The 23,409-nt window shown below is 61.3% G+C and carries 23 protein-coding genes; 7 read left to right on the forward strand and 16 right to left on the reverse strand.

Translation table 11 applies throughout. The features are described from left to right. Positions 1-70 precede the first annotated feature (70 nt). Positions 71-1,360 (reverse strand): hypothetical protein, encoded by a 1,290-nt coding sequence (locus AD659_RS14365; RefSeq protein ID WP_053122284.1) that lies wholly within the window; start codon positions 1,358-1,360, stop codon positions 71-73. A 185-nt stretch (positions 1,361-1,545) separates the two neighbouring features. Then, a complete protein-coding gene (locus tag AD659_RS14370) occupies positions 1,546-1,812 on the reverse strand; it encodes a hypothetical protein (RefSeq protein WP_013693488.1) in 267 nt (88 codons plus the stop codon). A 341-nt stretch (positions 1,813-2,153) separates the two neighbouring features. On the opposite strand from AD659_RS14370, the gene AD659_RS14375 reads away from it, so the two are divergent. Then, positions 2,154-3,479, forward strand: a complete 1,326-nt coding sequence (locus tag AD659_RS14375; RefSeq protein ID WP_053122287.1) for a sigma-54 dependent transcriptional regulator — start codon at positions 2,154-2,156, stop codon at positions 3,477-3,479. Positions 3,480-3,640: 161 nt separating this feature from the next. Here the strand turns inward: AD659_RS14375 and AD659_RS14380 are convergent, their stop codons facing one another. The 9 genes from AD659_RS14380 to AD659_RS14420 all read right to left on the reverse strand — a co-directional run bounded on the left by AD659_RS14380 (position 3,641) and on the right by AD659_RS14420 (position 12,047). Then, positions 3,641-4,921 carry a transporter gene (locus AD659_RS14380; protein WP_053122289.1) on the reverse strand — a complete coding sequence of 427 codons (1,281 nt, stop codon included), beginning with the start codon at positions 4,919-4,921 and terminating at the stop codon, positions 3,641-3,643. 46 nt (positions 4,922-4,967) lie between these two features. Beyond that, the gene (locus tag AD659_RS14385; RefSeq protein ID WP_053122290.1) at positions 4,968-5,714 is read right to left on the reverse strand and encodes a hypothetical protein; all 747 of its coding nucleotides are present in this window, start codon (positions 5,712-5,714) and stop codon (positions 4,968-4,970) included. Positions 5,715-5,772: 58 nt separating this feature from the next. Then, positions 5,773-6,453 (reverse strand): C39 family peptidase, encoded by a 681-nt coding sequence (locus AD659_RS14390; RefSeq protein ID WP_053122293.1) that lies wholly within the window; start codon positions 6,451-6,453, stop codon positions 5,773-5,775. A 235-nt stretch (positions 6,454-6,688) separates the two neighbouring features. Then, positions 6,689-7,675 (reverse strand): hypothetical protein, encoded by a 987-nt coding sequence (locus AD659_RS14395; protein WP_053122295.1) that lies wholly within the window; start codon positions 7,673-7,675, stop codon positions 6,689-6,691. Positions 7,676-7,737: 62 nt separating this feature from the next. Next, on the reverse strand, positions 7,738-8,331 hold the full coding sequence (locus AD659_RS14400; RefSeq protein WP_053122297.1) for a hypothetical protein: 594 nt from the start codon (positions 8,329-8,331) through the stop codon (positions 7,738-7,740). Between the two features lies 1 nt (position 8,332). Next, entirely contained in the window at positions 8,333-8,779 is a 447-nt protein-coding gene (locus AD659_RS14405; protein WP_053122299.1) for a hypothetical protein, read from the reverse strand. Between the two features lie 320 nt (positions 8,780-9,099). Next, a complete protein-coding gene (locus AD659_RS14410) occupies positions 9,100-9,624 on the reverse strand; it encodes an AAA family ATPase (RefSeq protein WP_053122300.1) in 525 nt (174 codons plus the stop codon). Next, the gene (gene pnuC / locus AD659_RS14415) at positions 9,621-10,184 is read right to left on the reverse strand and encodes a nicotinamide riboside transporter PnuC (protein WP_053122302.1); all 564 of its coding nucleotides are present in this window, start codon (positions 10,182-10,184) and stop codon (positions 9,621-9,623) included. Before pnuC ends, AD659_RS14410 begins: the two co-directional genes overlap by 4 nt. Before the next feature lie 228 nt (positions 10,185-10,412). Continuing rightward, entirely contained in the window at positions 10,413-12,047 is a 1,635-nt protein-coding gene (locus AD659_RS14420; RefSeq protein ID WP_053122304.1) for a methyl-accepting chemotaxis protein, read from the reverse strand. A gap of 273 nt (positions 12,048-12,320) precedes the next feature. Here AD659_RS14420 and AD659_RS14425 point away from each other — a divergent pair, with 273 nt between their 5' ends. Then, positions 12,321-13,151 (forward strand): undecaprenyl-diphosphate phosphatase, encoded by an 831-nt coding sequence (locus AD659_RS14425; protein WP_053122312.1) that lies wholly within the window; start codon positions 12,321-12,323, stop codon positions 13,149-13,151. Further along, complete coding sequence (locus tag AD659_RS14430) at positions 13,148-13,576, forward strand: DUF1294 domain-containing protein (RefSeq protein WP_053122314.1); 429 nt, start codon at positions 13,148-13,150, stop codon at positions 13,574-13,576. The genes AD659_RS14425 and AD659_RS14430 overlap by 4 nt, the downstream gene beginning before the upstream one ends. Positions 13,577-13,647: 71 nt before the next feature. Here the strand turns inward: AD659_RS14430 and AD659_RS14435 are convergent, their stop codons facing one another. Both AD659_RS14435 and AD659_RS14440 read right to left on the reverse strand, forming a co-directional pair. Continuing rightward, positions 13,648-13,998: an MmcQ/YjbR family DNA-binding protein gene (locus tag AD659_RS14435; RefSeq protein WP_053122316.1), complete on the reverse strand. Its 351-nt coding sequence runs from the start codon at positions 13,996-13,998 to the stop codon at positions 13,648-13,650. Further along, positions 13,995-14,903 (reverse strand): LysR substrate-binding domain-containing protein, encoded by a 909-nt coding sequence (locus AD659_RS14440; RefSeq protein ID WP_053122318.1) that lies wholly within the window; start codon positions 14,901-14,903, stop codon positions 13,995-13,997. The genes AD659_RS14435 and AD659_RS14440 overlap by 4 nt, the downstream gene beginning before the upstream one ends. A 129-nt stretch (positions 14,904-15,032) precedes the next feature. Between AD659_RS14440 and AD659_RS14445 the strand changes: the two genes are divergently transcribed. After that, positions 15,033-15,641: an FMN-dependent NADH-azoreductase gene (locus AD659_RS14445; RefSeq protein WP_014338159.1), complete on the forward strand. Its 609-nt coding sequence runs from the start codon at positions 15,033-15,035 to the stop codon at positions 15,639-15,641. A 184-nt stretch (positions 15,642-15,825) separates the two neighbouring features. Continuing rightward, positions 15,826-16,863 carry an alpha/beta hydrolase family protein gene (locus tag AD659_RS14450; RefSeq protein ID WP_053122320.1) on the forward strand — a complete coding sequence of 346 codons (1,038 nt, stop codon included), beginning with the start codon at positions 15,826-15,828 and terminating at the stop codon, positions 16,861-16,863. Positions 16,864-16,986: 123 nt separating this feature from the next. On the opposite strand, the gene AD659_RS14455 is transcribed toward AD659_RS14450, so the two are convergent. The 3 genes from AD659_RS14455 to AD659_RS14465 all read right to left on the reverse strand — a co-directional run bounded on the left by AD659_RS14455 (position 16,987) and on the right by AD659_RS14465 (position 20,396). Next, the gene (locus tag AD659_RS14455; RefSeq protein ID WP_053122322.1) at positions 16,987-17,664 is read right to left on the reverse strand and encodes a Crp/Fnr family transcriptional regulator; all 678 of its coding nucleotides are present in this window, start codon (positions 17,662-17,664) and stop codon (positions 16,987-16,989) included. Between the two features lie 288 nt (positions 17,665-17,952). Beyond that, the gene (gene narL, locus AD659_RS14460) at positions 17,953-18,600 is read right to left on the reverse strand and encodes a two-component system response regulator NarL (protein ID WP_053122324.1); all 648 of its coding nucleotides are present in this window, start codon (positions 18,598-18,600) and stop codon (positions 17,953-17,955) included. Beyond that, positions 18,597-20,396 carry a HAMP domain-containing protein gene (locus tag AD659_RS14465; RefSeq protein ID WP_053122326.1) on the reverse strand — a complete coding sequence of 600 codons (1,800 nt, stop codon included), beginning with the start codon at positions 20,394-20,396 and terminating at the stop codon, positions 18,597-18,599. The genes narL and AD659_RS14465 overlap by 4 nt, the downstream gene beginning before the upstream one ends. Before the next feature lie 307 nt (positions 20,397-20,703). Between AD659_RS14465 and AD659_RS14470 the strand changes: the two genes are divergently transcribed. Beyond that, the gene (locus AD659_RS14470) at positions 20,704-22,005 is read left to right on the forward strand and encodes an MFS transporter (RefSeq protein WP_408003308.1); all 1,302 of its coding nucleotides are present in this window, start codon (positions 20,704-20,706) and stop codon (positions 22,003-22,005) included. Beyond that, a complete protein-coding gene (locus tag AD659_RS14475; protein ID WP_053122330.1) occupies positions 21,983-23,380 on the forward strand; it encodes a NarK family nitrate/nitrite MFS transporter in 1,398 nt (465 codons plus the stop codon). The genes AD659_RS14470 and AD659_RS14475 overlap by 23 nt, the downstream gene beginning before the upstream one ends. The last annotated feature ends 29 nt before the right edge of the window (positions 23,381-23,409 follow it).

Here is a 23,409-nt window from a genome sequence, read left to right on the forward strand (position 1 = left end):
GCGCAACTTGCCGTAAGAAATGAGGAATATCAAGCGTAGGATGAATACCGGTCGCCCGCGACAATCTGACTCAGCCCCAATACCGCGCAACCACCGCCCGATAATGCCCCTGGAGCGAGTAGCCGCCCACCAGGATTTTGCCGTCAGCCTGCACCGCCAAGGCGGTGGCGGTGTCGAGGCTGTAGCCGAGTCGCGTGCGAACCCAGCCCTTGCCCTGGCCGAAATCCGGGTCGAGGCTGGCATCCGGCAAATGCCGGGCAAGCACGAAGTCGGCCTCGATACCGCCAATGGTGGCACCGGCGGTCACCAGCTTGCCGTCCGGTTGAATCTGGGCCGCGGTCCACTGGCTGGCGTTGCGCCCGATCGCCATGAGTTGGCACTGGCCCTGATTGCAGTGCCGATCCGGCGTGCCGTCCGGACGCACTTTCAGGGACAGGCTATGCATCGGATCGCGGCTGCTGCCGAAGGCCTGCAGATATCCGTTCGCATCCTCAACGATTTGGCTGACCATCGCGCTGTGACCCTGGGCCAGGATGGACAGGAAACCTTCTTCGCCGAAGCTGTCATCGAGCCTGCCGCTGCTGTCATAGCGGGCGATCAAGCCATGCTGGGGCAGGTCGATGGCGCCACCGACGACAATATGACCGTCAGCCTGGAGCGTCAGGCAGCCGAGCCAGGTATTTTTCAACAAGCGTCGTACCATCACGAAACCGCGACCGTTGAACGAGGTGTCCAGGGCCCCGTCCGGCAGGAGTCGGATCAGTACGCCGACATGGTCGGACAATTGGTAATGATGGTTGGCGAGCAGAAGGATCCGGCCATCGGCCTGCACTTGCATGTCACAGGCTTCGAGGCCTGGCACGCCGGGCGGCAGCCAGGGATCACGCAGGCCTTGGGAAAGATTGCCGCACAGCCGGATGATGTGCCGGCCGGCGTTGCCGAAGCTCTGGGCGGCACGGCCCTGTGGATCGAACAGCGCGAGGGCGGGAAGGGTGTTCTCGGTATTTTCGTAATGCAGGCCGGAGAGCAGGACATGCCCGTCGGGCAGTTCGATCACCTTGCCCGCCGTGGCTTCGAAGCCGTGTTCGAATGCGCCGATCACACAGCCGCGGGTGCCAAAACCGGGGTCGGTCGAACCGTCGTGGTTGAGTCGCGCCAGCCCGAACCGACTGCCATCGGGCGTCTCGATCCGGGCTGCCACCAGGATTCGTCCAGCACGATCGAGGGTCAATCCGGTGATCAGGCTCGAGGTGCTGCCTTCGAAATGAACCCAGGCTTTGCCGTTGGCGGCAAAGCCTGGGTCAAGTTGCCCGGGGTGGGCCATGGCCTTGGGGAGCACGAACGCGAACTGGTTGAGCATGCCTGCCTCTCCTTGCGTGTCGACCGGCCCGGAAGGGCGACGACTGCATGATGGCAACATTCAATCCCTGAATGTGACAATGCACAACTGTCAGGCTTTACAGTTACAGAGGCGATGCGTGCCATAACGATGGCTTTGCAACCCAATGCCAAGCCTGCAATCGATAACAGGCTTTATCGGCGGGTTTATTCAGGCATCGACCAAGACTGCAATGTGTAGCCTTCCTGGCTCAATTCGGCACGGGCCTGTTTCAACAGATCGGCCAGTTGGACCGGGTCGGTGTAGGCGCTGCTTGGAATCTGAGTGCGGCCAATGTGGGTATTGGTGCGGTCAATGACGGTCAGGCTAAGTTCGCCGTTACCGTCTTGTGGAGCCCAGGCCACGCATTGGAAAGGACGGAATGCGCGGTCGGCAATCAAAAGAGCTTCGTTGATACGGAGCGGGGCGTTCATGGCGTTTTCTCTTCAGTGTGCCCAAACAAATGATGTGCCGTCGGTTGGGCGTACCGTGCGGCTGGTTACTTGTACTGATGTCCCGAACCCGCAGGCGGGTCACACATTATTTAAATAAATTTCGATTTTCTTTCAGACCAGGCTTTTGGACTTTTGTTTGAAAGCGCCCTGAAAGAAAACGGACTAAGACAACTAACGAAACGCTCGCTTATAACCAGTTTCACGCGATCTCGATAATCAATTGATACAAGGGCGCGTCAACTTCTTGCTACTGTTACATGCAGGTTTGCCAAACGACTGTTTCTAATCATATTTCCTTATTTTGGCGCCAAGGATCAGTCATGATCGAAGCCAGTACGTCACGTCGTCTGCTCGTCGTTGATCCCTGCGACGATTGTCATCGCCTGTTGCCAGGGCTGCGCACCATTGGTTGGGATGTGGACAGTTGCGCCCTCGAACACGCCGGCGATCGGACTTGTGACGTCGGTCTGTTGCGCTTGCAACCTTTTCATCTGGAGCGCCCGGAAGCCGTCAAGGAGTTGATCAGCCGCAGCGGCACCGAGTGGATCGCGGTGCTCAGCCAGGAAGTCTTGCGTCTGCAAAACGTCGGTGATTTTGTCTGCGAATGGTTTTTCGACTTCCATACCTTGCCCTTCGACGTGTCCAGGGTCCAAGTGACACTGGGCCGGGCATTCGGCATGGCGCGCCTGCGAGGGCAGGGCTCGATTCACATCGACCAGCCCGAACATGAACTGTTGGGCGACAGCAAGCCGATTCGCGAACTGCGCAAGTTGTTGAGCAAGTTGGCGCCGGCCGAGTCGCCAGTGTTGATTCGCGGCGAGAGCGGCACCGGCAAGGAACTGGTGGCGCGCACTCTGCATTGCCAGTCGCACCGGCGTAACAAGCCGTTCATCGCCATCAACTGTGGGGCGATTCCGGAACACTTGATCCAGTCCGAATTGTTCGGTCATGAGAAAGGCGCGTTCACCGGCGCTCACCAACGCAAGATCGGACGGATCGAGGCGGCCCACGGTGGCACGCTGTTTCTCGATGAAATTGGCGACCTGCCGTTGGAGTTGCAGGCCAACCTGCTGCGCTTCCTCCAGGAAAAGCACATCGAGCGGGTCGGTGGCAGCCAGCCGATTGCCGTCGATGTACGAGTCTTGGCGGCCACCCATGTGGACCTTGAGGCGGCCATTGAGCACAAGCGATTTCGCGAGGACCTGTATTACCGCTTGAACGTGTTGCAGGTGGTCATGGCACCGCTGCGCGAACGCCATGGCGACCTGGCGATGCTGGCCAGCCACTTTTCCCACTTCTACAGCCAGGAAACCGGTCGCCGCCCCCGTAGCTTCAGCGACGATGCCTTGGTGGCGATGGGCATGCACGACTGGCCTGGCAATGTGCGGGAGCTGGCCAACCGCGTCCGTCGCGGGTTGGTGCTGGCCGAAGGGCGCCAGATCGAAGCCCGCGACCTTGGCCTGGCGAGCCAGCAGGGTGTCGCGGCACCGATGGGCACGCTGGAAGATTACAAGACCCGCGCCGAGCGCCAGGCCCTGAGCGATGTGCTCAACCGGCACAGCGACAACCTGAGCGTGGCCGCCCGGGTGCTGGGCGTGTCCCGGCCGACGTTCTATCGTCTGCTGCACAAGCATCAGATCCGCTGACTAAAACCTGCGCAAAAAACTGTGGGAGCGAGCTTGCTCGCGATAGCGGTCTTTCATTCAACATCCATGTTGACTAGAAGGGCCTCATCGCGAGCAAGCTCGCTCCCACAGGGATTTGTGGTGCTTTTGGGATAGGTGTCCTTCACATATCCCTGAGAGTGTCAGAAGTAGTATGGGAATTTCAGGCTAAAGGTGAAGTCCGGCGCATCGTCGGTCAGCCCGATGGACAGGTTGGGCACGATGGTCAGGTTATCGGACGCGGCAACCGTCATGCCGATATTGAAGTAGCCCGCGTTGGCGTCGCTGGAGGTCACCGACTCCCAGTCGCCACCGTCCTGTTTGAGCTTGCTTTTCTTCTGGATCAGGTCGGAGACCGAGAACGACATGCTCATCTTCTCGTTCAAGGCGAAGGCAATGCCTGCGCCGATCTGGAAGCTGTCGCCGATGCGCACCTTGCCCGGCACCTTCTGGTTGACCGTCGAGCTGATGTCGTCGAACGATTCTTCGAGATTATGGGTGTAGGAAAGGGTGCCGAACAGGACGGCTGGATCGAACGTCTTGACCAGTGAGAGCCCGGGGGTGATCGACCAGACGCCGTTGCCGGTGGGCAGGTCGTCCGGCACGAACAGGTTGGTGTTGGCCTGGGATTGGCGCAGCTTGATACCGAACGGGTCCTTGCCGGTGGGGGCCTTGACCCGCAGGGTGACCACCGCGTCCGGAGAGTTGATCGACTCATCCATGAATTTGTAGGCGACGCCGAAGTTGACGTCGCCGATGGTCGGGTCGCGGGTCACGGTTTCTTCGCTGGTGACCCCGGCCGCGCCATTGTTCGCGCCGCCTGACTGGTACGTGGATTCGCGGTAGACCACCGGTACGTTGAGGTCGAACTGCCAGCGATTGTCGAAGTTGTAACGGCCGGTGAGGTCCAGCGTCCAGGTGTCGGCCTTGATCCGGTCGAGGTTGATGTTGCCCAGGAAAATCGAATCCAGGGCCAGGAAGCCGTTGAGGATCAGTTGCCGCGTGTCGTAGCGCGAATAGGTCACGCCGGTCTCGAAACTGAACTTGCCGCCGCCAAAGAAGCCGCTGGCCTCGTCATAGAGGTTGGAGACACTTTGGGCCGGCTGGGAATCGTCGGCCAGGGATTGCCCATAGCCGCTGCCGCCCGCCGTTGTTGCAGCACCGCCGGCGGTCTGGTTGCCTTTCATGTCGGCCGGGGATTTGGCCAGGCGCTTGGGCGGCGGCGCGGCGGGTTGGTCCTCGACCTGGCGAACCCGCTGTTCGAGCACCGCCAGGGCCTTTTGCTGGACCTCGTATCGTTGCTTGAGCTCGAGAAGCTCCTGTTTCAGGGCTTCTATTTCGGCATCCGGCGCCGCCTGCAACACGGCCGCCGGGAACAACGTGCTTAAACACATCACAGCGCGCAACGATACGGATCGATACATGAAATATGCCGTCCCTATTTGCCCAATGATCGGAAATCAGCGTAGATCAATATCCGAGGTTTCGAAGACCGCGTAGTTGGGTCAGGTTGCAGTCCAATGCCCCGGCACTGGGGCCGTTATTGTTCAGCACCACGTTGAGCTGCGTCAGGTTGTTGACCAGGTTGCTATTGCCCAGCAGGCGGGTGTTCTGCAGCAAGCCGCCCTGGGCCACTTGTTGCAAGGTGCCGCCCTGATTGTGGCTGGCCTGGATCGCCATTTGCACGCCGTTGCCGGTGGCAGTGACCGCGACGCTGCCGGCGGCGTTGCTGCCGCTGATGGTCTGGCCTTTGGTCAACAGTTGGCCTTGCGAGGGGACAAGCGCCGGCGCCTGGTTGCTCTCCTTCACGTTGATGTTGACGTTGTTGTAGGCGATGTTGCCGTCGCCGGCGGCACGCACGCTCTGGGTCACGCCCTGGCTCGTGCCGAGGCCGGCGCCACCGGTAATGTTGCCGCTGCCCTGTTCCGGGACGCTGCCGTTACCGGTTTGCTTGACGGTGGAGACATAGAACTCGGGTTTGACGGTGGCGGCTTGGATTTGCATCGTGCTGGTGGCGCCGATCAGGTCGCCGCTGGCGTTGCGCCAGGTACTGCTCATGACGATGCCGAAGCTGATGACGCGCCCGGGCATGACATAACGACCACGCAGCTCGGCGAGCTCCTGGTCCTTGACTTCGATGGGTTTGAAGCCGGCATGGGCATAGCCCGAGGCAGTCGCGAGCAGGCAGGCCAGCGACAGCCAGTGTGAGGTTTTCATGTGCTGCTCCCGGAGCGTCCTGCTCCTTGTTGTACTTATTGTTGGCAGTGGTCGGCGATTAGAAAAAGTCGCTCTGTATAAAGCCGAAATCCATCAGTTCCGCATCCCTGACCGGGTTGAAACCGTCCAGCTTGTTACGGGCTGTCAGGGGTTGAGGAGGGCTGCGTAGTGCATTGGTCTTGTCATAGCCCGGGCCGACGATCGCGAAGACGATGCCGTTCCAGCCTTTGACGAAATCATCGTGGGAATAGCGCTTGTGGCCCAGCACCGGGTCGCCGATGTAGACCCATTGCTTGTCCGCCCGCTGCAATACCACGAAGTGCTTGTAGCCGCGTATTTCCATCAGGACCACCACCGGGATCGTCACCGCTTCGAGTTTCTCCGGCGGTATCCGGTAGCCTCGGGCGCGCATGCCGATGGTTTCCACGTAACGCTTCATGTCCAGCATGGAAAAGCCCTGGGTGCGAACCAGGTCATGGTCGGCATTGACCAGCATGCCTTTGATGACGTGCTCTTCATCGACGTCAAGCCAATAGGCCTGGCGCAGCACCGTGGCCAGCGCGGCGGCGCCGCAACTGAAATCGGTTTTCTGCTCGACGATGTCGCTGAACTTGCGCTCGCGTACGCTTTGCACCGGTTTGTAGACCAGCATGCCGCCAGGCAGGGCGGCGACCGGCATCTGCGCCGCTTCGGCCACACAGGCCAGGCAGAGCAGCAGGGAAACGGCAGTGACACGCATGATCAATACGCCTGATGGACATCCGGAAAAAAAGCCCCTTTTCCAGCAGCACCCTTCGTCTAGAGCATTGAAAATGAGTCCGTGGCGAGGGAGCTTGCTCCCGCTGGGCTGCGGAGCGGCCCCAAGTTTTTGCGGTTGCTGCGCAACCGAGCGGGAGCAAGCTCCCTCGCCACAAGATTCATCCAAACCCTAGGGGAACAGCATTGCTGTTGCCGGGGCTTCGTTTCACCCACGCTTACATGCAAGCCTTGCAGCCGGCCGCGATGGACAGCGAGTTGCTTTGCTGGTTGCCCACGCCCGCCGACACGTTGGCGCCGCCGTTACCGGAGAAGCCGTTCATGGAGTTGGTCATGGTGGCGTTGTTGATCACAGGGTTTTTCCAACCGTCGCGGGTCAGCACCTGCTGGGTGTTGCTGCCGGCCAGTTCGAAAGTCCCCACGGCGGAGAACTTGAACTTGTCGTCATCGTGACCGCCGCCGTAGCCACCGCCCTTGTTGCCCCAGCCGCCGTCGTCTTCGACGGTACCGGTGCCTTTGGCCTTGAACGAGCCTTCAGCGGTATAGCTGTTGGTAAGGGTGTCGGTCTTGTAGGTCCGCACGCCTTTGTTGTCCACTTCGAGGCCGGTGGAGGATTGGTTGGCCGCGGCAGAGGCCTGTGCGACACGGCCCCCGGATACGGCGATGGCCAGGTTGTTTTTCTGCTGGTTGAAGTTGCCGGCGGTCACGTTGATGCCGATGTTGCCGGAGCCGTTGTTGCCGGCATTGGTGAGCGAGGCGTTGTTTTGCGTCGAGTTGTTCTTGACGTAGTTGTTGTTATTGACTTGTGTAGCGCTGGAGGCGGCCACAGCCGAGCCGAAGATGAAACTTTCGTCGGCGGTGGCGAGGGCGGCGGCGTTGTCTTGCTGGTTGCCGTCGCCGCCGGCAATGTTGGCGCCCATGTTGCCGTTGCTGCCATTGAGCGAGTCTTTGGCTTCAGCGGTGTTTTTGGTGGCCTGGTTGGTCACCACGTTGCCGTCGCTGTTCTGCTCATCCAGCACTGTGGCCCCAGCGCCGGCACTGATGGAGAGGATCTGATCCAGCGTCGGCCCTTGCTGATGGCCGTTGCCGTGGCCGTGACCATTGCCATGGCCATTATTGTTGTCGTTTCCTCCAGCCTGTGCAGCCATTGCCATGACAGCGGCGAGAGCGAAAACCAATGGTTTGAGCGCCATTGTAGGTTTCATGGTGTTTCTCCTTGCGTGTCGTTGGTTAAGTGTTGGTGCTTTCTTATGCGCACTGCGCCGGATCAGTCAGCGACCCGGATGCTCAGGGTGTTAGCCATGCGGTTCCCCACCCCGGCACTCTGGTTCACCTGAATCACCCCTCGGCTGCCGGTGAAGGCCTGGTCGCTGGTAACGACCTGGCGACTGCCGGTTGGGGCGCCAGTTGCTCCTGAGTTCGGTAACAGCGCCACGTTCTGTTGGGACAGGGCGCTGTCGTCCATGCTTTGCGGATGGGCACTGATGCCCACCCGCATCACATTGGCCATCTGGTTGTTGGCCCCGGCGGACTGGTTCACGCCCAATACGCCGTTGCCGTTGGTAAAGGACTGGCCGCCGATACGGGCGGTGGCGTCCATGGAGGGGTTGGCCTGCGTGTCGACGCGTTGTTGCACGCTCGTGCTGGCCTGGGCGTGGCTGCCAATGGCGATGGCCCGGGTGTTGGTTTGCTGGATCCGGTCGCCGGCCGCCTGGTTGACGTTGAAATTGCCGGTGTAGTGGCTGCCGGAATCCTGCAAGTTGGCGTTGCTGACCACCGCCACGCCCGAATCGGCAAATACGGTGAAAGAGCTGAGCAGGGAAAGCATGACCAGGGCCAGAAGAAACAGGACGGGCTTCATGTCACTGCCCCCCCGCCAGCCGACCCAGCGGGGCCAGGCCGGAACTCAGCGAACGATTGATGGTGCCGGAAATCGCACCGCCGCTACCGCCACCGTGACCGGCGTTCATGCCCGGCATGCCGTTGGGGTTGGTGACCACGTTCAGGCCTTGCACCCCGGTATTGGGGGTGACGATGTTGCGGATCGACGAGCCGCTGGCCACGCTGGCGAACTCGCCGTCGCTCAGTTCGGTGCTGGCGGTCGCCTGGTTGATGCGTTCGGAGGGGTTGGCATTGACGGTGGTCGGGTAGGGGTCTTTGCCGCCGTTGCGCCCGATTGCGATGGGTTGCACGTCACGGCTGAGCACGATGACGCCGTTACCCTCGGCCTGTGCTGGCAAGCTGAGCGTTGCGCTGGCCGCCCAGCCGATCAACAGCAGGCACGTCATGCCCCTATCGAACATCCCCATGGCATCGATTCCTTCTTCGGTACGCTGGCCCTAGTCAGCGTTGCGAAGTGGGGGAGAGCAGGTGTCGTGCCGGGTTTTGAATTGCCTATGAATTCAACGAGTTGGGTTGGGCTATGCGATGGAGGGAAAGAAACCTGTTTCAGCGTTGAGACAAGGCCCATGAGGGCCAACCGGCTACACGCCGTTCCAGAGCTCTGGATCCAGGTTTTTGAGGGAGTGTTTCAGTGACTTGACAGTCTTGAGAACAATGGCATGAAACGGCGTTGGATCCGGCTTTGGGGCGAGCGTGATGTTTCAAGCGTGAAACAGATCACCTGTGCTCAGGCTTCAAGCAGTTGGGTTACGGCCGTAAACACTTGCTGCTGGCGTTGCGCCCAATTGCCTTGGATAACCTGGAAAGGTTGCCGATGTTGGCTCAGCCAAGCTTCGATCGCTTGAAAAAACGCTAGCCGGTCTGCCAGCTCGGGCTGGCAGCGCAAACCGTCGCCACTCCATTCGACCTGCTCCGGGCTCAACAACAGATGCAGGTCGTAATGGCGGGCCAGCAGCGCCGGTTCGAGCCACTCCGGGCAATCGCCGAAGAGGGTTTGGCTCCAGAGAATATTGCTCAGCAAGTGGGTGTCGAGGATCAATAGCGCTGGCTGGCGGGCACGTGCCTCGTCTTCCCAGGCCAATTGACCGGAGGCGATGTCGGTGATGTCGGCCAGGCAGGTATCGCGCTGGGTCTGCTCCATGAAATGGCGCACATACTCGTCCACCCGCGCGCCACCGAAGCGTTGCTGCAATTGCGCCGCCAACCAGCTCTTGCCGCTGGATTCCGGGCCGGTCAGGACCACCACCTTCATGCGCGCAGGGCCGGGTCGGCGCGCCATTCCCGCCAACCCTGCACGGCCAGCAGGGTGAACAGGGCGTAAAGCGCGGCGGTCAGGTGCAAGCCCTTGTAGATGAACAGGCCGACAAAGATCACGTCCAGGACAATCCACAATGGCCAGCATTGCACGCGCTTTTGCGCCATCCACCACTGGGCCACGAGGCTGAACCCCGTGAGTGCGGCGTCGAGCCAGGGCTGGGCGGCGTCGGTCCAGTGGGCCATGGCGGCACCCAGCAACAGGCTGCCCGTTGCGCCGATGACCAGGCCGAGCAACACCGAGGGCCCACCGAGGCGGCTGACTTGGCGCCCATCATGATTGTGCCCGGCGCGCGTCCATTGCCACCAACCATAAAGTTGCAGCACCGCGTAAACCACCTGCAGCAGCATGTCCGAGTACAGCTTCACCTCGAAAAAGATCCAGCTGTACAGCAATACCATGACCAGGCCGATCGGCCAGCACCAGGGGTTCTGCTTGACGGTCAGCCAGACAGCGATCACGCCGAGGGCTGCGGCAAACAGTTCAAGCCCGGACATGGCGGTTCCTTGGGGAAAGAGGAAAGGGCGGCGATTGTAAACGCTATGGCGTGGAGAGCTCCAATACCATTGTTGGTTGAGCCCGTGGCGAGGGAGCTTGCTCCCGCTGGGCTGCGTAGCGGCCCTTTTTTGTGAGTGCTGCGCACTCAAGCGGGAGCAAGCTCCCTCGCCACAGTGAATCACAACAGTTTCCAGTGTGCATCAGCCCCTATAGGCGCCTGACAGCCCTTAGACTCGGAACTGCTTGAGCAATCCGTTCAACTGCTCGCTCAGCGCCTTGAGGCGGCTGCTTGCCTGGCTGGACTGTTCGGCGGCCATGGCGGTGCTGTGGGACAGTCCGGCGGCCTGGGTGACGTTCTGGTTGATGTCTTCCACCACATGGGCCTGTTGCAGGGTGGCGCTGGCGATGGAGGCGTTCAGGCTGTTGAGGTTGCGCAGGGCCTGGCCAATGGCGTTGAGGCTGGCACCAGCCAGGCCGGCCTGTTCGATGGTCAGTTGCGAGGCGCGGCTGCTGTCGCCGATGACTTTCACGGCGGCTTCGGAATGGGTTTGCAGGCGCTCGATCATCGACTGGATCTCAGCGGTGGACTTCTGCGTACGCTGGGCCAGCAGCCGCACTTCGTCGGCCACGACCGCAAAGCCCCGGCCTTGCTCGCCGGCGCGGGCGGCCTCGATCGCGGCGTTGAGGGCCAGTAGGTTGGTCTGTTCGGCGATGGAGCGGATCACCTCCAACACACTGCCGATCTGGGTGCTTTCACTCGCCAGGGTGCGAATCACTTCCACCGCCTGGTCGATGGTCTGGGACAGGCGATCGATCTGCTGCAAGCTGCCGTCGATATTGACCTGGCCTTGCTGGGCCTGGGATTCGGCGTCGCGCATCTCGCTGGCCGCATGCTCGGCATTCTTGGCCACGTCCTGCACGCCATAAGTCACTTCGTTGATCGCGGTGGCCACCAGTTCCATTTGTTGCGACTGTTGCTGGCTGCGTTCCTGGGCTTGGGCCGCGTCGTTGCCCAATTCGCTGGAAGATTGCCCCAGCTCACTGGCCGAGGCCTGCAACTGGCTCACCACTTGGCGCAATTTGGCGGTAAAGGCGTTGAAATGCCGGGCCAGTTGGGTGACTTCGTCCTGGCCGTGGGTATCGAGGGTGCGAGTCAGGTCGCTCTCGCCGCTGGCGATGTTGGCCATGGCGTTGACGGTCTCTTGGAGCGGGCGAACGATGCTGCGTACGATCAAGGTCAAGAACAGGCTCATGAGCAGGGTAATTGCCAAGCCGATCAAGGAGGCCTTGATCATCTGGGATTGAAACTCAGCCTGCACGTCATCGATGTAAACCCCTGAGCCGATGATCCAGCCCCACGGTTCGAACAACTTGACGTAGGAAGTCTTGCCGACCGGTGCTTCGGCGCCCGGTTTCGGCCAGAGGTAGTTGATCATGCCGGCGCCCTTGGCCTTGGCGATGGCGACCATCTCGTTGAACAACGCGTAGCCGTTCGGGTCGCGGATCGCCGAGAGGTTCTGGCCTTCGAGTTTAGGGTTGGTCGGGTGCATCACCATGACCGGCGTCAGGTCGTTGATCCAGAAGTAGTCGTTCTGGTCATAGCGCAAACCTCGCACGGCGCTGAGGGCTTGCTTCTGTGCTGCCTCGCGGGTCAGGGTCCCGGCGGTTTCCAGCCCATGGTAGTAGCTCAGTACGCCACTGGCGGTCTGCACCACATGCTGGGTTTTCTGCACCTTGGCCTGATACAGGTCCGTGTGGATCTGCTTGAGCATAAAGGCGCCAAGCGTGAACAACATCACGATGGCCACGACCAGGATGAGCCACAAGCGTCGGCTGATCGACACACTGCGCAAGCTATTCATACGCTGTCACTCCGGTTTCTTATTCTTGTCATTAACGACGGGCGGCACTTTAGCGCCTGGCGGTTATTCATGATTGACCTGGGTCATAACGCGGCAGCGTTATCAGGGCTTGTCTGATAGGATTTCGGCCCCGCAGCGCAAAACCTGAGCCTGTTCTGATTTTTTCATTGGTTTTTTTTGAAAGATCGCAGCTATCGTGCAGCCGCTGCGTGGACCTGTATGACACTTGAATTTGATAAGACCTGCTTGAACAGCGTCTTTTTTGGGGGATGAATGGATTTGTGGACGGCCTTTTCGGCACTGATTCTTGGCGTAGTGGAAGGCTTGACGGAATTTCTGCCGATTTCCAGCACGGGGCACCAGATCATTGTCGCCGACTTGCTCCAGTTCGGTGGCGAACGAGCGATGGCATTCAATATCATCATCCAGCTCGGCGCGATCCTCGCGGTGGTCTGGGAGTTCCGGCGCAAGATCTTCGACGTGGTGCTGGGCCTGCCGACGCAACCCAGCGCCCGTCGGTTTACCGCCAACCTGCTGATTGCCTTCCTGCCGGCCGTGGTCTTGGGCGTGCTGTTTGCCGACTGGATCCATCACTACCTGTTCAACCCGATCACCGTGGCCGCCGCACTGGTGGTGGGCGGCCTGGTGATGCTCTGGGCCGAAAAGCGCCAGCACCAGGTGCATGCCGAGACGGTGGACGATATTTCCTGGAAGGATGCGCTGAAGGTCGGCTTGGCCCAGTGCATTGCAATGATCCCGGGAACCTCTCGCTCCGGTGCGACCATCATCGGCGGTTTGCTGTTCGGGCTGTCGCGTAAAACCGCTACCGAGTTCTCGTTCTTCCTGGCGATGCCCACCATGGTCGGCGCGGCTGTCTACTCGGGCTACAAATACCGCGAATTGTTCGTCCCGGCGGATTTCCCGGTGTTCGCCATTGGTTTCGTCACGGCGTTCATTTTCGCCATGATCGCGGTCAAGGGCCTGCTGCGGTTCATCGCCAGCCACAGCTACGCGGTGTTCGCCTGGTATCGCATCGCCTTCGGCCTGTTGATCCTGGCCACCTGGCAGTTCGGCTGGGTGGACTGGACCGCCGCCAAGCCATGAACGAGTCAGGCACCCGCAAGCGCGCTGGGGGCAATGCCAGTGGCGCGGTGCAAAACCTGCGGCTCAAATTGATGGTGTTTGCGCTGATCTGCGCCTTGCCGCTGTTCGGCTCGCTGCTGTTCGGCCTGCGGGGCGTGTCGTGGGTGCCGATGGCGGCCTATGGTGTCGTCAGCGTGGTGGCGTTCCTGCTGTACTGGAGCGACAAGCGCAAGGCCCGCGTCGACGCCTGGCGGACCCCGGAGAATGTGCTGCATGCACTGGAGCTGGCCGGTGGTTGGCCCGGGGCCCTGCTTGCCCAGCAGTTGTTTCGCCACAAGACCCGCAAAGTCTCGTTCCAAGTGGTGTTCTGGTTCATCGTGCTGTTGCACCAGGTGTTCTGGATCGACCAGTTGTTCCTGGGCGGTTATGTGTTGGCGTTGTCCTAGACCGCCAGCTTGATTCCAGGCCTGTGGGAGCGAGCTTGCTCGCGATAGCGGTGGTCCAGTCGCTGCCGCCGCTACAGCAATAACCCAACCTGGGTCCGCTTCGGTAACTTGCTGACCACCAATTGATGAGAGCGGCGCAGTAAATCGAGCAGCTCTTCGGCCCCCAGCGGGTAGGGCACCTGCATGATGACCCACTGGGCCCGCGCCAGGTAAGGCGCGGGGTGAATGCCCGGCCGGTCGCAATGACCCAGGAACAGATCCTTGTCGACCTTGAACGCCAACGAGTCGCCCCGCAGGCCCTGGAGGGCGAACATCTTGTTGCCGGCGATGGAAAATACTCGCACGCCGCCCCATTTGTAGTCTTCCCTGGCGCCGGGCAAGCCCAGGCAAAACTGCGCGACATCCTCTTCGCTCAACCTCATAACGTTCTATCTCCACAGCCCTCGAAGGCTTCCACCACATGATCGATCCAGGCACGCACCGCCGGCAGCATGCCACGCCGATGCGGGTAGACCGCCTGAAGCCAGCCGTCGGGCAACGACCACCCAGGCAGCAGTTCCAACAGTGTGCCGTCGCGCAATTCCTGCTCGCAATACATGCTCGGCAATAAAGTGAAGCCCAGGCCGGCGAGGGCGCAGGCACGGCGCACGATGAAGTCGTCAATGCCCAGGCGGGCTTCCAGGCTCAGTTCGGCCTGCTGCCCATCGGCCTTGACCAGGCGCAGATGCACCAGGCGATCGGCTTCCAACGCCCCCAGCACCGACAACGGCTTGAGGTCGTCGGGAGTCTCGATCCGTCGCCCTTCGACGAAGGCCGGGCTGGCGACCAGCATCAGGCGTGCCCGGCGCAAACGTCGGGTCATCAGCAGCGGATCTTCGTCCCCCAGGTCGCGCACGCGCAACGCCACGTCGATGCCTTCGCCGATCAGGTCCACCCGCCGGTTGAGCAGGGTCATTTCCAATTGCACCAAGGGGTATTTCACCAGGAAGGTTTCGATTACCACCGGCAGGAACTGGTGGGCCAGGCCCACCGGACTCGACACCCGCAATCGGCCGCGGGGCTCGCTGGACATGCTCGCCACCGCTTCGTCGGCCATTTCGGCTTCCAGCAACATGGCTTGGCAATGGCGCAGATAACGTTCGCCGACCGCCGTCAGTTTCAACTGCCGCGTGGTGCGCTGGAGCAGCCGGGCACCGAGGCGCTCTTCCAGCTCGGCGATACGCCGCGACAATCGTGACTTGGGAATGCCCAGCAAGCGCCCGGCCGCCGCGAAACCGCCCGCTTCGACGACTTTGGCGAAGTAGTACAAATCATTGAGGTCTTGCATGTCGAGCTCGATTGTCCTGTCAGTAGGACAAACTATCGCATTTATGCTGACTTATCGATCATTCGCGTCATCGGTAGGATTGTCGTCAATTGATCGCCTGGTTGCGATCCTCACTTGGAGAGCACTGATATGAAACTGCTGCACATCGATTCGAGTATCCTCGGCGACCACTCCGCTTCCCGCCAATTGAGCCGTGAAGTGGTTGAAGCCTGGAAAGCTGCCGAGCCAGGCATCACCGTCACCTACCGTGACCTGGCCGCCGATGCCATCAGCCATTTTTCCGCCCAGACGCTGGTTGCCGCCGGTACCAGCGCCGAATTGCGCGACGCCGCGCTCAAGTACGAAGCTGACCTGAGCGCCGAGACGATGGCAGAATTCCAAGCGGCGGACGCGCTGGTCATCGCAGCCCCCATGTACAACTTCAGCATTCCGACCCAGCTCAAGGCCTGGATCGACCGCATTGCCGTGGCTGGCCAGACGTTCCGCTACACCGAAGCCGGGTTCGAAGGGCTGTGCGGCGGCAAGAAACTGGTGATCGTTTCCACCGCGGGCGGCTTGCATGCTGGCCAGCCGAGTGGCGCAGGCCATGAGGATTACCTGAAAGTGATGTTCGGTTTCCTGGGCATCAGCGATATCGAATTCGTCCGTGCAGAAGGGCTCGCCAAGGGCGACGACATGCGTTCCAAAGGCATGAACGAGGCCCAGGCGCAGATCGGCGAACAGTTCGCCGCTGCGTAAGGCTTGAGTAAAGGCACCGAGCGATTCGGGCAGCCTTCGTAAAACCCTGTATTCTCGTCGTCATTGGATGGCCGGGATGCAGGGTTTTGCTGCATTCGGCGCCGGGCTTTATGGCGCAGCTTGTGCACGGCCAAGACGGCGAGCGACGGGGCCTTCCCGTGCGCTGGTGAAGGTGGAAGACTCGATGACACGTTTTGGTGCAGCGCTGCTGCTTTGCTTGTTTGCCAGTTTCGCTTCAGTGCAGGCCGCGCCGGGGCCGCATCCGCATTGGAGCGCCGGTTTCCATGAGCTGAGCTTTCTTGATCCGCTGGATCAGCAGCCGATGCACGCCATCGCCTTTTATCCGTCCACCGACCGTGAACAATCCAGCCTGCTGGGCGGCTACCAGATCGATGCCGCGCCGGACGCTCAGATCGCCATCGGCCGTTTTCCACTGTTGATGCTGTCCCATGGCAATACCGGCACGCCGCTGGCCCTGCATGACCTCGCCACCTCGCTGGCGCGCAAGGGGTTTGTCGTGGTGGCGGTGATTCATCCCGGCGACAATGCCCAGGATCACAGCCGGCTTGGCACCCTGAGCAACCTGTACGGGCGGCCGATCCAGATTTCCGAAGCCATCACCGCGACGCTCAACGACCCGATGCTCTCGCCGTTCGTCAATGCCGGGCAGGTGGGGGTGATCGGTTATTCGGCCGGTGGCGAGACCGCTTTGATCCTGTCCGGTGCCACGCCGGACCTCAATCGTCTGCGGCGCTACTGCGTGGAGCGGCCGGACGACCGTGATGCCTGCAACACCCAGGGCGAACTGATCGCCGATCGCGATGACCTGCAACCCGTGGCCGACCCCCGGGTCCGGGCATTGTTGCTGATGGCGCCGTTGAGCCTGAAATTCGGCCGTCATACGTTGGCCGATGTTCATGTGCCGGTGCTGCTGTACAGCGGCGATGGCGACAAGCTCGTGGCTTTCGACAAGAACGCCGCCGCGTTGGCCCGCAAGCTGCCCACGGCGCCGGATTTCAAGACCTTGGCCGGCGCGGGGCATTTTGTGTTCCTGGCGCCGTGTACCGACGAGCAGATCGCGGCGATGCCTGCGCTCTGCACGGATGCTGACGGGGTCGACCGCAAGGACATCCACCGTACCATGATTTCCGAGGCCAGCCGATTCTTCGGCGAGGCCTTGGGCAAGCCGACCCGGGCGGGGATGAAGACCGCCGATCAATAAGGTATTGCTGTTCATTTAAGCGTTTCGCGGATCCGATCTTCTGGTTCGGGGGGCATGGCTTTAGGATTTGGGAATGGTGTGGGTATCCGTTACCTAAATAACGGATATTCACACCAAAGAAACCTACTGCTGATAAGCCTCCAGCCCATCCTCGGACAAGATAAGAATCTGACGCCGCTCCATGGCAATCAACCCCCCATCCACCAACCGATGAAGAATCCGCGAAAACGTCTCCGGCTGGATCCCCAGCTTCGAAGCCACCAGCCGCTTCGACACCTGCAACACCACCTGCCCATCCCGCGGATCCCGCTCCTGCAACAGGAAATTGATCACCCGCCGACTGGCACTGGCCAGGGTCAAGTTATCGATATCCTTGAGCCGCTGATGCAAATGAATACTCATGCTGGCCAGGATCGCCAGGCAGACCTTGGGCTGGTCCTCCAGCGCCTTGCGATAATGCGTGCCCTCGATACTCACCAACACACTGTCCTTGATCGCCGACGCGCTGACCGGGTAACAACGGGCCTGGCTGAACAGCAAGGCCTCGGCGAAGGTTTGCCCGGGCTGGATGATTTCCACCAGGTTCTCCTGGCCCTCGCCAGTGACCCGGAACAGCTTGATCTGGCCACTGACCAGCAAGAAAAACCGCTTGGCCGGATCGCCCTGGTGCATGAGCGTGCTGTTGCAGCCCAGGCGCTTGAGGACGGCCAGGTTGCAGACATCCTCAAAGACCCGCTCCGGCAACTGGCTGAACAGGTGATGACGACGCAACAGTAAAACGATGGAAGGGTGGGTCAGCATGGCGTACCTCCGCGTGCCGTCATGGTAGAGCCCAAGTCGACGCCGGCCTATGCCTCGGCTGGCCTACCTCGGAAGAGGGATGAGAAGCGGTCATCCAGTTTGTCACTGCTGGCGCAAATCCTGTGGCGAGGGAGCTTGCTCCCGCTGGGTTGCGTAGCAACCCCAAAAAAAGGCTGAATGCGATCGACCTGATCCACCTCAGCGGCTGAACCAGGGGCTGCTGCGCAGCCCAGCGGGAGCAAGCTCCCTCGCCACGGGGTGTGTGTTAATTCATCGGCTCCAGAGGGCTCAGCCGGCCCCGCGCAAATGCTCCATCGCCCATACCGCCGCTTCCACCCGTGAACGCAAGCCGAGCTTGTGCAGCAGGTTCTTCACATGGACCTTGACCGTCCCTTCGGTGATGCCCAGCTTGTGGCCGATGACCTTGTTGCTGTAGCCGCCGGCGATGGTCTTGAGGACCTGGCGCTCGCGCTCGGTCAGTTCCACATCGGCCTGGCGCGGTGGCGAGCGCAGGGCCTGGGCCATGACGCGGGTCAGGCCGGGGCTGATGACCAGGGCGCCGTCGAGGGCGTCGCGGATGTACTGGATCAACAGCTCCGGCTCCATGTCCTTGAGCAAGTAACCATTGGCGTCCAGGCGCAGGGCATCGCGGATATCGTCCTCGGCATCGGACACGGTGAACAGCAGCACCTTGCCGGTGTAGTGCATGGCGCGCAGCCGGCGCAGGGTCTCGATGCCGTTCATCTGCGGCATGTTGTTGTCCAGCAACACCAGGTCGGGCTTGAGCGGTTCGATCAGGGTCAGGGCCTCTTCGCCGTGGCTGGCTTCGCCAACGATCTGCAAATCGTCTTCGAGCTCAAGCATCTGGCGGATCCCGCGACGCATCATCGGGTGATCGTCGACCAGTAGCAGGGTATGGCGCAGGGGGGCGTTCATGTTGCGAGGCCTTCGGTGTGTTGGCCCAGGAATTCCGGTTGGAAATGCACCTGGATACGGGTGCCCTGGGGTGTACGGGAGTGAATCTGCAGTTGTCCGTGCAGGCTGCGGGCCCGCTCGTTCATGATGTTCAGGCCATGGTGTTCGCGCTGGTCGACCTCGCCGCTGAAACCACGGCCATCGTCTTCGATCGACAACCGTACGGTCTCGCCTTCCTGGCGCAGTTCGAGCCAGGCGTTTTCTGCATGGGCATGGCGCAGGCAGTTGGACAGGGCCTCACGGGTGATCTGCAGGATGTGAATCTGTTCGCTGGCCGACAGTTCGAAGGCCAGGGTGTCGATGAACAGGTGCACCTGGAAGTCCCCGCGGTTGGAGAATTCCTCGGCGGTGTCCTTGAGCTCCTGGACCAGGCCGTCATCACGGATCTGCAGGCGGAAGGTGGTCAGCAGCTCACGCAGTTGCCGATAAGCGTTGTTCAGCCCCTCGCGCAGTTCGCCGGTGACGGTCTCCAGGGTCTGCACCGGTTCGCCGCGACGCATCAGGGTCTGCATGCGGCTGACCTGCAGCTTCATGTAGGACAAGGCCTGGGCCAGGGAATCGTGCAACTCGCGGGCGATGATCGTGCGCTCGTCGAGCAGCAGCAGGCGATGGTCCTGTTCGCGCTGGCGCTTGAGAGACAGCGAGGTGCCGATCAAATTGGCCAAGGCCTGGATCAATGCGGTTTCCCACGGCTGGGCAGCATGGCCGTCGACGAAATGCGCCTTGAGCTCACCCAGCTCGGTGCCTTGGTTGCTGATACTGAAGGCCTGTGGACGGGCAGCGTTATGCCGGTGGCAACTGGCGCAATCGCTGCTGGCGCAGACCTGGCGGCTGGCGGCACCGTGCAAGGCCAGCAAGTGTCGCGCTGGCGCCTGCAATTGTCCTTGCAGGCACAGCGTCAGGCGCAGCCCCGGCAGGCGCTGCTGGAAGCGTCGGATCAATTCATCCAGGCCTTCGGCGTTGGCCTGCCGAGTCGCCAGGCTGCGACTGCTCTGGTACAGCAATTCGAGGGCGGCGTTGGCCTGTTGCAGGTTCAGGGTCTTTTGCTGGACCTGGTTTTCCAGGGTGCGATGGGATTGCTCGATGGTCTCGGCCATGGTGTTGAAACTGGTCGCCAACTGGCCCAGCTCATCCTCGGACTGGTGGTTGACCCGCACCTGGAACTCGCCACGGCGAAAGCGCTGGGTGGCGTCCACCAGTTCCTGCAACGGCGTGACCACGCCGTACTGCAATTCATACAGGCCGATCAGCAGGATGATCATGGTGCTGAACAATGCGATGCCCTGGATCGCCTGTTGCCAGCCTTGTTTGTGTTCGCTCTGGCGTTGCAGCAGGGTGACGAACTGATCCAGTTGCTCAACGAAAGAAGGGGCACTGCTTTGGAAAAACGCTGCGTCGCCACGCTCGATGGCCGGACGCAAGGTCTGGTTCCAGCGCTGCATGAGGTCGCGATAGCTCGTGTGCAGGGAGGTTTCCGGGCCGTCTTCCAGCACGGCGCGCAGGGCGGGGCTGTCGAGGCGTTGTTGCAGGCTGACGATGATCGCCGGGATATCGTCGTTGCCCCCCGCCGCCAGTTTCCAGCTCAGGTGGTAGGTCTCCATGCGCACCGAGCCGGCGGTATTGATGGCGGCAGCGTCGCCCTGGCTGAACCAGGCGATCAAGCCGGCGCTCAAGGAACTGGCCAGGGCCAGGATGGCGATCAGGATCACCGCCAGCCCGGCGCGAGCGGGCAGCGAACTGCGCAGCCAACGCATCATCGACGCGGGCCTGGGAGGCAAAACGGTGAGTCGAGCATGGCGGGCGCCCTGGGCCTGGGGTGTAGCAGCCGATCCTGGGCGCACTACCTCTAAAGAGTTGTCGGCCGTTCCGTTTCGATAAAAGCCTTGGCCAACCGGATCAAGATATTGATAAACAAAGGGTTTCATCGATATCCAGGTCTACCTCCTTGGAGGTAGGCGGGCCAAGCATAGGCCTGTACCGCCCCGGGGCACGTTGACCCAAGTCAAGTTTTCGCAGGGTTCGTATCACTAGGCTGCGCTCATCGAACTGACGGAGTGCCTCGTGATGCGAGCACAAGTGCAACAAGGGCTGGTACTCGGGATGAGTACCCTGGCCTTCACCGTGTGCTTCATGGTCTGGATGATGTTTGCCGTGCTCGGCGTTCCGATCAAGGAATTGCTGGCCCTCAACGAAACCCAATTCGGCCTCTTGGCCGCCACGCCGGTGCTCACCGGTTCTCTGGTACGTTTGCCGCTGGGGCTTCTGACCGACCGCTTTGGCGGACGGATCGTGTTCTTCCTGCTGATGCTCGCCTGCGTGCTGCCCCTCTACCTGATCACCCTCGCCACGGCCTATTGGCAGTTCCTGGTGCTAGGCCTGTTCGTCGGCCTGGCCGGCGGCTCGTTCTCGGTGGGCATCGCCTACGTCGCCAAGTGGTTCGACAAACAGAACCAGGGTTTTGCCATGGGCGTGTTCGGCGCCGGCAACGCCGGTGCGGCGGTGACCAAGTTTCTCGCCCCGGCCCTGATCGCGTTCGGCACCTGGCACCTGGTGCCGAAAGTGTTCAGCGCCATCCTGTTCGTCACCGCGCTGCTGTTCTGGTTCCTCACTGCTGAGAAAAAGGAACACCGCAATACCGGTGGCGCCACGTTGCGCGAGCAACTCAAGGCACTGAAAGAACCGGCGGTGTGGCGCTACTGCCAGTACTACTCGATCGTGTTCGGCGGCTATGTGGCCCTCGCGCTGTGGATGACCAAGTACTACGTGCAGGAATACGGCTTCAGCCTGCAAAGCGCGGCGCTGCTGGCGGCGTGTTTTTCCTTGCCCGGTGGCGTGCTGCGGGCTGTCGGTGGCTGGATGTCCGACCGTTGGGGCGCCCAGAGCGTGACCTGGTGGGTGTTGTGGGTGAGCTGGGTCTGCCTGTTCCTGCTGTCCTATCCCCAGACGCAACTGCAAGTACAGACCGTCAACGGCATCGTCGATTTTCACATCGGTCTCAACGCCACGCTGTTCACCGTGCTGCTGTTCGTGATGGGCATCGCCTTCGCGTTCGGCAAGGCCTCCGTCTTCAAATACATCGCCAACGACTACCCGAAAAACATGGGTGCCGTGTCCGGCATTGTCGGCCTGGCCGGCGGCCTGGGCGGGTTCGTGCTGCCCATCATGTTCGGCGCCCTGGTGGACCTCACCGGCGTGCGCTCGTCCTGCTTCATGTTGCTGTACGGCGTGGTCTGGGTCTCGTTGATCTGGATGTACCTGAGCGAAGTGCGCAAGCGCCCGCTGTTGGGTAAACAACCGCCGGCCAGCCAATCCCCGTTTTCCAGCATTGCCCAAGGAGAAGAACATGTCCGTTCTGCAAACGCCTGAAAAGGGCCCGGTCATTCATGACTGGCGCCCGGAAGACCCGGCCTTCTGGGGCCGCAGCGGCAAACAGACCGCCCGGCGCAACCTGTGGATTTCCATCCCGGCGCTGCTGTTGGCTTTCGCCGTGTGGATGGTCTGGAGCACGGTGATCGTGCGCCTCAACGCCATCGGCTTCACCTTCAGCACCGACCAGCTGTTTTGGCTGGCGGCATTGCCGGGGCTGTCCGGCGCGACCTTGCGCATCTTCTACTCGTTCATGGTGCCGATCTTCGGCGGCCGTCGCTGGACGGCGCTGAGCACCGCGTCGTTGCTGATACCGGCGTTGTGGATGGGCTTCGCGGTGCAGGACCCGAGCACGCCTTACAGCGTGTTCGTGCTGATCGCGCTGCTCTGCGGTTTTGGTGGCGGCAACTTCGCCTCGAGCATGTCCAACATCAGCTTCTTCTACCCCAAATCCCAGCAGGGCACCGCCCTGGGCCTGAACGCCGGGCTGGGTAACCTGGGTGTGTCGGTGATGCAGTTCAGCGTGCCGCTGGTGATTTCCTTCGGTGTGTTCGGCTTCATGGGCGGCCAGCCGCAAGTGTTGGCCGATGGCAGCTCGCTGTGGTTGCAGAACGCTGGTTTCATCTGGGTGCCGTTCATCCTCGCCGTGACCCTGATTGCCTGGTTCGGCATGAACGACCTGTCCAGCGCCCGCGCGTCGTTCAGCGAACAGGCCGTGATCTTCAAGCGCAAGCACAACTGGCTGATGTGCTGGCTGTACCTGGCGACCTTCGGCTCGTTCATCGGCTTCTCCGCCGCCTTCCCGCTGCTGATCAAGACCTCGTTCCCGGAAGTCATCGCCCTGAAATTCGCCTTCCTCGGCCCGCTGGTGGGCGCCTTGGTCCGGCCACTGGGCGGCTGGCTGGCGGACAAGCTCGGCGGCGCCAAAGTCACGCTTTGGAACTTCGTGCTGATGATCGTGATGGTGTTCGGTGTCTTGCATTTTCTGCCTGAAGGCGGTGAGGGCGGCAGCTTCTACGGCTTCCTGGGCATGTTCATGCTGCTGTTCATCACCACCGGCGTGGGCAACGGTTCGACCTTCCGCATGATCCCAGTGATCTTCCGCACCCTGCACGAAAAAGCCGCCCTCGGTAAGAAGCCCGAGCAGCGCGAACAGGCGCTCAAGAACGCTGGCAAGGAATCGGCCGCGGTGTTGGGTTTCAGCTCGGCCATGGGCGCCTTCGGAGCTTTCTTCATTCCCAAATCCTTCGGCTCTTCGATGGCCCTGACCGGCGGCCCGGAGATGGCCTTCTACATGTTCGTCGGCTTCTACCTGAGCTGCATCGTGGTGACCTGGTGGTGGTACGCACGCAAAGGCGCGGCGACACCTTGCTAGACGAATTCAACTATTGCGTGGGCGGGGCG

The organism is Pseudomonas thivervalensis, from assembly GCF_001269655.1.
GTDB lineage: Bacteria > Pseudomonadota > Gammaproteobacteria > Pseudomonadales > Pseudomonadaceae > Aquipseudomonas > Aquipseudomonas thivervalensis.